The sequence below is a fragment of the Lactiplantibacillus sp. B652 genome (genome assembly GCF_023806745.1).
Lineage (GTDB): Bacteria > Bacillota > Bacilli > Lactobacillales > Lactobacillaceae > Lactiplantibacillus > Lactiplantibacillus pentosus.
In genome coordinates this window covers 1-9,947 of the sequence record NZ_JAMSKY010000027.1, presented here as the reverse complement: position 1 = coordinate 9,947, position 9,947 = coordinate 1, and the positions used below count along the sequence as shown (strand labels likewise).

Sequence of the window (9,947 nt, the reverse complement as noted above, 5' to 3'; positions counted from 1 at the left end):
TGGCTAGATAAATGTCGGCGCCTTTGGAAAAATTGCGAACGACATCTTAGTACTAGTCGCCAAATGGTTGTTTTAGCTTATTTGATTGTGATGCTCAAAAGATATTAGACAGGTTCTAAAGTCACTGATCACGGCCTTGCGGTCTTTTACGCGAACTTTGTTCATCAGATTCCGCCCAACATGAACCAGGCAACGTTGTCGTTTGGCTTTAGGGAAATGCCGATTCAAGCCTTCATCCAAACCAACTAACCCATCGGCCACAAACAACAGCACATCTTTAACGCCCTGCTTGATCAAGGTTCCCAGCAATTCAGTCCAGATTCCAGTCGATTCCGTTGGCGCCACTTGGTAGTTCAGCACTTCTTTCGTCCCATCTGGACGAATGCCAATCGCAATATGAACGGCTTCTTTTTGAACGGTATCCCGCTTTAACGGCAAGTAAGTGGCATCTAAGAAGATGGCTGCATATTGTGAAGCCAGTCGACGTTGCTGGAAAGCTTGAACCTGTTCATTGATAGCTTTAGTCATGTTGGAAACCGTGGCTTTGGAGTAGTGAGCACCGTACATTTTTTCAATGAGTTCGGCAATTTCAGCAGTGGTAATTCCCTTGGTATACAACTGAATGACCGTTGTTTCTAAATTATCACTGTGCCGACCGTAGGCTGGCAAGGTATGATTTTCAAACCGGCCGTTGCGATCTCGAGGAATGGTTAAGTTAAGTTGGCCGTACTTCGTATCAAACGAGCGCTCATAACTGCCGTTGCGGTTATTACCAGTGTTAATCCCAGCGTATGAGTAGCGTTCGTAACCCAAAAACTCTGCCAATTCGGTTTGAAGCAGCTGGTTAATCGCAATTTCGAGGTGGTGACGAAAAACTTCGTCCAAATCTTGCTTTTGGGCTAGTGCAGCGATAATTTCTGTGGTAAGTTCATTCATGGGGAATGCCTCCTGTGATGTTTTCTGTGATTACTAAATATCATAAGGGAAGGCATTCCCTATTTCTATACAATTCAGAATTCTTTTATGCATTTACACAAGATATTTTACGCTCTCAAAGAGACAAAAACAGATACAATATAGATACTCAAAAGTTGAACTTTTCCACAGCACGTTTCTCACCATATGAAATCGAAAAGCAAAACCATGATCTCATAAATCATGCTAATAACTTCTTAACTGATGAAGATACTGGCTTACCGGTTTTCTTAGAACCAGAAGCTGTGCAATTACTTAGCTTATGGTGTCGAACCCCGCAACAAACGCGGCGCTTCATTGGCATTATCTTAAATGCTAAGTACCAAGTTGAAAAGGATCATCAGGATATTGGGGTTCTAATCCCGCTTGACGACGAAGAACTTAAACCTTTGATGACTAAAGCCTTGAGACGCTACTTTAACGTTCTTAGAAGCAATGAGAAACATATCAAGAACGTTGAAAACTACTTGTATGGCACCATGCAAAACCTATTTGGCGTTTGGTGGAACCAACAAGCGGTAGAGAATATGCGGCCAAACATCCCGAAGAACAGAACACTGACAATGAGCGCTCTTGGAATTAAACGTCATATGAGCTCATTTAAGCCGTTTTGAGCGTTGCGGTGCATAATTTATTAAAACTGCTTTAAAATCACTTAGAAACAAAAATAGGGGCCTTAAGTAGTTGAACAGGCGATGGCTGAACTAAGCGAATGTGAAAGGAGCTTTTTAAATGACCAAACCAAGCAAAAAAGTCGAAAAAATAGAGCAATTGTTGGCTGACCCCTGGGCAATCAACATTCAAAAAATTTGGGAGCAAGCAGCACATAATCAAGATCCTGATAAGCGCAAGTTGTTTGACGCGTTACACACTTACCTCTTAGATAAACGCCAAGAGAAAATTATCAATGACAAGCATACATGAGTGAGCCAAAGAGATACATCATCGTGGCTGGGATAAGCGGCGCTGGTAAAAGCACTTTATATCGCGCGAGACCCGAATTATTTACTCACTCCAAACGATTAAATGCCGATGAAATCCTCTAAAAAATGGGTCGCAATTGGCATAAAAATCGTGACAACTTTAGGGCAATGCGCGAAGAGATAAAACAACTCCACGCGGCTTTAGATATCGGGCGGAGTATCCATGTTGAAACAACCTTGGCTGGCCAGGGTAGGGCGCAATTGAATTTAATTGATCTGGCTCACCAAAATGGTTTTGAGGTAACACTTTTATACGTGGCGTTAAAAAACGAAAAAGTAACAATTAATCGAGTTCATGAACGGGTCAAAAAAGGTGGGCACGGGGTAACAGATGAAGTTGTTAAAAAACGCTATAATCAATCAAATCATAATTTAGCAGCAGTTGCATTCAAAGCTGATAACGTCGTGATCTGCGATAATAGCCAAAAATTTGTATCAGTTTACAGAAGAGAGCATGACCAGGTAATTAAAAATAATTTGCGAGATTTTCCTTGAATAAACCCCAAAATCGCCTTTGAAGCAGCCGTTCAAAAACAATTAAATTCCTTTGTTAAAAATAATTCAGATTTAAAAATTAGAAATCCCATGAATGATTCAGAAAATAAAAACGATCGGCCTAGTTATTATTAGGTTGATCGTTTTTGAATTTATTCGGCTTATGGGCATTAACATAACCGGCAAATGTCTTTAAAAGCTCTTCGGTTTGTTCGACCGAGAGGGTATCAGCTTGAAAGTATTTTTCGAGCAAAGCACCTTTTTGAATTAATCGGCGAGAACGGGCTTTACGGGCTTGCCGATTTTCATAGTATTTAGATTGCCGTAATTTAAAATCTTTCCGCTCAATTTTTTGCTTTAAAAGCGTTTGTTGCTCAACTAGTTTTTCATATTGATTAGGTATAGTCATTACCACCTAACTATTATCGGTTATTTTGAGCTTGATTTAAAAAGGCGGCAACTTTTTTAGCAATCACTTTAATCTGTGGAGTGGTAAGTGTCCCATAATCCAAATTGGCTGATCTAATGATTTGCTTACCGAGATTTTGTTCAATTTTATTTTTTTCAACTTTAATCTTTTGATTAAGCTGTTTTAATTTGGCTTCTTGTTTTTATAAGTTACTTTGAGACATAATGATCCTTCCAATCGTATTAAAAATGATCACCGACACTATATCATACAGAGAACGTTAAGTCAAAGTATGAAAGTTGAAATAGCGAAGCGGAAGGCATACACTAAATTAAAGTTAAGAGAATCAGAAGACCGAGTGAAACGAGGTCAATGCGCACTTACACACAACAACTAAAGTTGGTTGTGTTATTGTGCTAAACCCTTGTATCAGAAGTCGCCGTTGGCGACAACAAAAGCAAACCCATAAACCCAAAGAAAGGTGGTGACCGACATGGTAATTTTTCACATGAGCTTTAGTAATATTAGTGCTGGAAAAGGAAGAAGCGCAATTGCTGGAGCAAGTTATAGAAGTGGTGAAAAGTTATTCAATCAAAAAGAAGGTCGAAGCTATTTTTATGCTCGGTCAGTCATGCCAGAAAGCTTTATTTTGACACCAAAGAATTCGCCAGAATGGGCGAGTGATAGAGAGAAATTATGGAATGAAGTCGAAAGAAAAGATCGGCGAGCAAATTCACGCTATGCAAAAGAGTTTAACGTGGCTTTACCAGTTGAATTAAGTGAAGACGAACAGAAAGAATTATTGACAAGATATGTACAAGAAAATTTTGTTGATGAGGGTATGGTTGCCGACGTAGCAATTCATAGAGATCATCCAGATAATCCGCACGCTCATGTTATGCTAACTAATCGTCCATTTAATCCAGACGGAACATGGGGATTGAAAAGTAAAAGGGAAAATATATTAGATGAAAATGGGAACAAGACTTATACAGGAAATAGTCGTTTTCCAAGATCAAGAAAGGTGTGGCTAGTTGATTGGGATAAAAAAGAAAAAATTACTGAATGGCGGCACAATTGGGCGGCTAGTGTCAATCAAGTTTTAGAGCAAAAAAATATTCCGGATCGGATCAGTGAAAAATCATTTATCGAGCAGGGCATAGATGATACACCAACTCAACATGAGGGAATCAATAGCAAGCGGCATGAAAGAAAAGAATTTAACCAACAAGTAAAGAACTATCGCAAGGCCAAAGCCAGTTATAAAAACAACCAAGAAAAAGTAATCAATAGAGATCATTTAGATAGTCTAAGCAAACATTTATCGTTTAATGAAAAACGGGTGGTCAATGAGTTAAGTCATGAACTGAAAACTTATATCAGTTTAGAGAGCTTAGATGATAAACGGCGCATGCTATTTAATTGGAAAAATAGCACCTTAATTAAACATGCAGTTGGTGAAGATGTGACTAAACAATTATTGACAATTAACCAACAAGAAAGCTCATTAAAAAAGGCAGATGAACTCTTAAACAAAGTGGTCGATCGTACCACGAAAAAACTTTATCCAGAGCTTAATTTTGAACAGACCACGCAAGCTGAAAGACGAGAATTAATTAAGGAAACCGATAGCGAACAAACAGTTTTCAAGGGTAGCGAATTAAACGAACGTTTAATGAACATTCGTGATGATTTGTTGACCCAACAATTATTGACCTTTACCAAACGGCCATACGTTGGCTGGAAGTTATTAATGCAACAAGAAAAGGAAGTCAAAATCGAACTGAAATATACGCTGATGATTCATGACGATAACTTAGAAAGTCTAGAACACGTCGATCAAGGGTTACTAGAGAAATATTCACCAACCGAACAGCAAAAGATTACTCGCGCAGTCAAAGATCTACGGGCAATCATGGCCGTTAAGCAATTCATTAAAACGCAATACCATGAAGTATTGAAAAGGGCCTTTCCCAAAGGTGATTTAGATGGATTGCCATTGATTAAACAGGAACAAGCCTATACAGCCGTGATGTACTATGATCCTGTTTTAAAGCCGTGCAAGGTTGAAACAATCGCACAGTGGCAGGAAAACCCACCGAGGGTTTTCAGTACCCAAGAACATCAACAAGGACTAGCTTATTTATTGGGACAGCTTAGCTTAGATCAGCTAGAGAATCATCACTTACAACGGGTTTTAAAGCATGACGGCACTAAACAACTCTTTTTGGGTGAATGCAAAGCCGATCCGATGATTAAAAACAGTCAGATTGAGAAAATCCAAAAGCAGTTAAAAGAGCAACAAGCCAAGGACGACCAGTATAGAAAAGCAAATATCGGACATTATCAACCACTGAACTACAAGCCAGTTAGTCCAGACTACTACTTAAAGACGGCCTTTAGTAACGCAATCATGACCGCCCTATATGCCCGTGATGAAGATTACCAACGGCAAAAACAGGCGCAAGGTTTAAAGGAGACTGAGTGGGAAATGACGAAAAAGCAACGGCAACACCAAACTCGAAACCGGCATGAAGATGGGGGCATGCACTTGTAATCGGAATAAAAAATGCACCGTTAAACCTGGTTAAAAGCGGCTGAACAAGGCAGAACAGAATTAGAACAGAAGCTTAATCACAAGGAGTGAACGAACATGACCACTGTTATCTTAGCTGAAAAACCCAGTCAAGCCCGTTCATACGTCCAAGCCTTTCAAAAGAGCACAAAAAAACAGGGTTACTATACGGTTAGTGACCCTGTTTTGCCCGAAAATACGCTTGTGACGTATGGTCTCGGACATTTAGTTGAACTAGCCACACCGGATAAATATGATCAGAAATACCAGCAATGGGCCTTATCTAATTTACCGATTTTCCCAGACAAATACAAGTTTGAAGTGTCAACTAGTAAAAGAGCGCAATTCAAGGTCGTTAAAGACCTGTTAACGAAAGCCGATACCATTATTGTGGCCACCGATAGTGGTCGGGAAGGCTCCAATATTGCCTGGTCAATCATGAGCCAAGCCCAGATTGACGTTAAAAAGAAGACCATTAAACGGCTATGGTTGAATAGCTTGGAAAAAGACGCCATTATTACTGGATTCAAAAATCTTGGTGATTGGCACAAAGACTATTTGGCTTATAAAGAAGCTCAAACCCGGCAAATTAGTGATTGGTTGATCGGTATGAATGGTAGTCCCTTATATACTTTATTGTTGAGGAAAAATGGGGTGCGTGGGGTGTACTCAATTGGTCGCGTGCAGACGCCAACCTTGTATATGGTCTATCAAAGAGACCAGGCAATCAAAAACTTTAAGCCGGAACCCTATTTTGAACTAAATGCGGAAATTTTAGCTAATCAGCAAAAATTCGTCGCAAAATTAGACCCCTATCAGCGATTTAAAGACGAAGCAGGTCTAATGACATTCATGCGAGCTAAACACGTTCATAAAGGCTCGCAGGGCGGTTTAATCAAGGACGTGCAAAAGCAGGCTAAAAAGAGTGCCAGCCCCCAACTATTCTCACTATCCAGTCTGCAAAGTGCGATGAATAAACGGTATCATGCCAGTGCCAGCCAAACCTTAGCAGCTATTCAAAGTTTATATGAAGCCAAGTTGTTGAGTTATCCCCGCACCGATTGTGCTTATATCACTGATGAAGAATTTGAGTACTTAGTGGCTAATCTGACGAAGTATCTGGGTTTAGTCTCTAAGCAAGTCGCTTTAACCAATACCACCCCAAATAAACGTTACGTCAATGGGAAAAAGGTTGAAGAACATTACGCCATTATCATGACTAAAGTTGTGCCGACTAAAGAGAAACTAGCCAGCTTACCTAAATTACAGCAACAAGTCTATGACTTGGTTTTAAGAACGACGTTAGCGATGTTTGCTGATCCGTACGAGTACGAAGAAACCACCATTATCACCCAAGTTGGTGACGCCAATTTTAAAGCAACCGGTAAGGTCCCAACTAAGCAAGGTTGGCAAGCTTTATTTGATGATCACAAAACCGACCAGCAAGAGGCAGCCACCCTACCGATCGTTCACCAAGGCGATCAAGTTCAAGCGAATCTGCAAACACCGCAAAAAGAAACGACCCCGCCGGTACCATTTACCGAAGGTACCTTAATTACGGCAATGAAGACGGCCGGTAAAACACTTGATGATGAAGAAGCCCAAGCAATTCTCAAAGATGTGCAAGGCATTGGAACGAGCGCAACCCGGGCAAATGTGCTGGAAGTGTTAAAGAAGCGCGGCTATTTAGTTACTGAAAAGAACAAGCTCCACGTCAGTGAAGCGGGGATTACTTTATGTAAAGCGGTTGAACTCGAACCCTTGCTAACTAGCCCAGAAATGACAGCTAAATGGGAGCAAGCGTTACAGCAAATCAGTACCGAAGAACGCACCCCGGATAACTTTTTGAGCCAGATTAAGAACTTTGTGGCCAAGTTAATCGCTGATGTTCCCACACAATTAACCGGCAATGCAGCCATTAAGCAACAAATCAATCACCAACAGCAAGCCCAAAAAGCCGCCGAGGTCTTCTTAGAAATACCGCAAGCGACCGTTTTAAATAAACAGAAGTTTTATATTGTAAAGCCTAAGCAAGGCGAAGACTTTACCCTGCCCAAGAAATGGAGCAGTAAGACCCTCGGGAAGACCGCGATCAAAGCACTGGTCACCAAAGGGGAAACCAGCAAACTAAAGGGTTTCAAGAGCAAAAAGGGAAAGTCGTTTGACGCCAAGTTAAAGCTTGACGGCCATAAATTAAGTTTTGATTTTGATTAGAACCTGCCTACCGCCCTGCATTACGTTCCGGTTGGTGAACCCGTCATTCAGGTTCACTTTTACAATTCTAAAAGGTAGATTGTAAAATTAATCCGAACGCTGTTCGGACAAAAAGACCAGCTTCCTTTAAAATGGTGTTTACCACAAACCCATTTTTAAGAGCTGATCTTTTGTCTAGTATAGCCTATTCAGAACGAATTAAAATCGAAACTTTTTGTGAGCTAGGTCTGTCCAATATCCAAATGGCTGAGCGGTTGAATCGATCACCAGCTACCATTTTTTATGACTTGTCGCGATGTCAACCTTATCAGGATAAATTAACCAAAGGCCGCTGAAAGTACTCAACTGGCAAACATCTTACCAAGTAATGCTGAATAATTTGTCAAAAATTCGGATTAAATTTGCAATCTACCATAAGTTAACATCTTGTATATCAGTGAAACTCGGTAAACTTAAAACATCTAGTGTGGCTTCCTTTTGTTGAATCAAGTTAATGGTGTCAGTAATGTCCTGAGCATTTCTACCAAGTCGATCTAAATCCAAAACAGTGACAATATCTTTTTCACGAATGAACTCTAACATTTTTTGCAATTCAGGGCGATTTTGAACTGATTTTCCGGAAACTTTTTCCTGAAATATTTTCTCTACACCAGACTTTTTTAGAGCTTCAATCTGCCGAGCTAAATTCTGATTTTCAGACGACACCCTAGCATAACCAATTTTCATATATTTGCCTTCTTATCATATTAATTCTGACGTCAGTTTCTGGGCAACTACTCAACTAGTTGATCTGATTAAGATTTAAAAGTTACTGTGTCACACTCTAATGTCTCACACGTTTGATCTATTATATCACAGCTCAGGAAGGAGACATTAGGGTACATCGTAACTTAACGGATTGGGGGATTCGAGATAACTTCTTAACTGGACGGGTTCAATATTGGTATAACCAGCATCATCAAAGTATTGGTAGTACCAAAATATTATCTAATCTCAGAAAAGACCCGGCCGTCACCGAACAGGTGACGTTAAAGCAAGTTAAGAGGATTATGAGCAAGCTAGGCATTCGTTGCCAGGTTCATCAGAAAAAGCATTCACGAATCAAACAACAGGAGCAATACTTACAAGATAATGTTTTAAATCAGCGTTTTGGCGTTAACCAACCAAACCAGGTTTGGTTAGCTGATTCAACGGAATTGACCTATGGTGTTAACGGTCAGTATAAAGTGCGTTTGAGTGGCGCGCTGGATCTTTACGGTCGCCATCTAATTGCCCATAAATTAAGTGAAACTGAAACTTCGAAGGCAAAAGTTCAGGTTTTTCAACGGGCCTTTAATTTTGCGGGTGACGTCCACCCTATAGTGCATACTGACCGAGGTTCGGCATGCACATCAGGAACATTCAATAACTTTTTGGCGCAACATGAAGTCACCCGTAGTATGTCACGACCAGGAATGCCGTATGATAACGCACCAATGGAACGTTGGTGGAACGAGTTCAAATTGCGCTGGATTGATCGACACGCTAAACCAGTTACCTATAAAGAATTAGTGGCCTTGGTCGAAGAAGGCATCAACTATTTTAATCAACTAGATTGTTCACCAGCAAGAAACGACCTCACCCCAGCTGAATACTGGAATGAGGCCGTTTAAGCAAAGCAAAACTTATATTATTTCAAATGACAACTTGACAGGGACTAGTACAACTCAGGGGCTTTACTTTAATATTTCCTGTAGATATTAGCCTTTTTTAAATTTTAATTATGCCTAGAAGCCTATGTTAGAAGTCATAGTCGCCGCTACTCATAGCTTCAGCATTACCCATTAGATAGCCAGCACCAACTTGTGAGAAGAAATCATGATTGGCCGTTTCGGTTGAAATTCCGTTCATTACGATTGGGTTGATATCTTTAATCTCAGCATTGGGGAAGCGGGATTCAAAGCCCATATTTTGGAGCGCCTTGTTGGCGTTGTAGTGAACGAATTGTTTAACGTCTTCCGCTAACCCAATCGGCGCGTAAACTTCTTCGGTGAACGCAAACTCGTTCTCAAGGAGATCGTCGAGCAACTCATCCATCCACTTTTTGAATGTTTTTTGTTCAGTCGCCGATAGCTCATTATATCCCAATTGAAATTTGTAGCCGAGGTAAGTACCATGAACAGATTCATCGCGGATCACTAGTTTGATGACTTCAGAAAGATTTGCCAGCTTATTGTTACCACGGTACCAAAGTGGGGTAAAAAAGTTGGTGTAGTACAAAATTCCTTCAAGAAAGACGCTTGCAACTTTCTTTTCA

6 protein-coding genes and 7 pseudogenes are annotated in these 9,947 nt (G+C 40.4%); 8 read left to right on the top strand and 5 right to left on the bottom strand.

Annotation, left to right across the window (positions count from 1 at the left end):
- Nucleotides 1–108, top strand: a pseudogene (locus tag MZO40_RS16245) (IS5/IS1182 family transposase); the annotation flags it as partial.
- Between the two features lie 6 nt (nucleotides 109–114).
- Here the strand turns inward: MZO40_RS16245 and MZO40_RS16240 are convergent.
- Nucleotides 115–936 (bottom strand): annotated as a pseudogene (locus tag MZO40_RS16240) (IS256-like element IS1310 family transposase); the annotation flags it as partial.
- A 122-nt stretch (nucleotides 937–1,058) separates the two neighbouring features.
- On the opposite strand from MZO40_RS16240, the pseudogene MZO40_RS16235 reads away from it, so the two are divergent.
- The 3 genes and pseudogenes from MZO40_RS16235 to MZO40_RS16225 all read left to right on the top strand — a co-directional run.
- Nucleotides 1,059–1,558, top strand: a pseudogene (locus MZO40_RS16235) (plasmid replication initiation protein); the annotation flags it as partial.
- 149 nt (nucleotides 1,559–1,707) lie between these two features.
- A complete protein-coding gene (locus MZO40_RS16230; protein WP_252133431.1) occupies nucleotides 1,708–1,899 on the top strand; it encodes a hypothetical protein in 192 nt (63 codons plus the stop codon).
- A 125-nt stretch (nucleotides 1,900–2,024) separates the two neighbouring features.
- Nucleotides 2,025–2,588: pseudogene (locus tag MZO40_RS16225) on the top strand (zeta toxin family protein).
- Here the strand turns inward: MZO40_RS16225 and MZO40_RS16220 are convergent.
- Both MZO40_RS16220 and MZO40_RS16215 read right to left on the bottom strand, forming a co-directional pair.
- Nucleotides 2,575–2,856: a hypothetical protein gene (locus MZO40_RS16220; protein WP_252133432.1), complete on the bottom strand. Its 282-nt coding sequence runs from the start codon at nucleotides 2,854–2,856 to the stop codon at nucleotides 2,575–2,577. The pseudogene MZO40_RS16225 and the gene MZO40_RS16220 sit on opposite strands and share 14 nt — an antisense overlap.
- A gap of 19 nt (nucleotides 2,857–2,875) precedes the next feature.
- A pseudogene (locus tag MZO40_RS16215) lies at nucleotides 2,876–3,085 on the bottom strand (hypothetical protein).
- Between the two features lie 270 nt (nucleotides 3,086–3,355).
- Here MZO40_RS16215 and mobQ point away from each other — a divergent pair.
- From mobQ to MZO40_RS16200, 3 genes and pseudogenes are all read left to right on the top strand, one after another.
- Complete coding sequence (gene mobQ, locus MZO40_RS16210) at nucleotides 3,356–5,419, top strand: MobQ family relaxase (RefSeq protein WP_252133430.1); 2,064 nt, start codon at nucleotides 3,356–3,358, stop codon at nucleotides 5,417–5,419.
- Nucleotides 5,420–5,515: 96 nt separating this feature from the next.
- The gene (topB, locus tag MZO40_RS16205) at nucleotides 5,516–7,651 is read left to right on the top strand and encodes a type IA DNA topoisomerase (RefSeq protein WP_252133429.1); all 2,136 of its coding nucleotides are present in this window, start codon (nucleotides 5,516–5,518) and stop codon (nucleotides 7,649–7,651) included.
- A gap of 170 nt (nucleotides 7,652–7,821) precedes the next feature.
- Nucleotides 7,822–7,977: pseudogene (locus tag MZO40_RS16200) on the top strand (helix-turn-helix domain-containing protein); the annotation flags it as partial.
- An 88-nt stretch (nucleotides 7,978–8,065) separates the two neighbouring features.
- On the opposite strand, the pseudogene MZO40_RS16195 reads toward MZO40_RS16200, so the two are convergent.
- Nucleotides 8,066–8,377, bottom strand: a pseudogene (locus MZO40_RS16195) (recombinase family protein); the annotation flags it as partial.
- 113 nt (nucleotides 8,378–8,490) lie between these two features.
- Between MZO40_RS16195 and MZO40_RS16190 the strand changes: the two are divergent.
- Complete coding sequence (locus MZO40_RS16190; protein WP_252133428.1) at nucleotides 8,491–9,303, top strand: IS3 family transposase; 813 nt, start codon at nucleotides 8,491–8,493, stop codon at nucleotides 9,301–9,303.
- A 127-nt stretch (nucleotides 9,304–9,430) separates the two neighbouring features.
- Here the strand turns inward: MZO40_RS16190 and MZO40_RS16185 are convergent.
- Nucleotides 9,431–9,947, bottom strand: a 517-nt coding sequence (locus MZO40_RS16185; RefSeq protein ID WP_252133427.1) for a ribonucleotide-diphosphate reductase subunit beta, incomplete at its 5' end; no start/stop codon positions are given.

What these genes read in the sequence shown, in the direction of transcription:
- MZO40_RS16230 (WP_252133431.1), top strand. Translation starts at nt 1,708, where the DNA reads ATGACCAAACCAAGCAAAAAAGTCGAAAAAATAGAGCAATTGTTGGCT.
- topB (WP_252133429.1), top strand. Translation starts at nt 5,516, where the DNA reads ATGACCACTGTTATCTTAGCTGAAAAACCCAGTCAAGCCCGTTCATAC.
- mobQ (WP_252133430.1), top strand. Translation starts at nt 3,356, where the DNA reads ATGGTAATTTTTCACATGAGCTTTAGTAATATTAGTGCTGGAAAAGGA.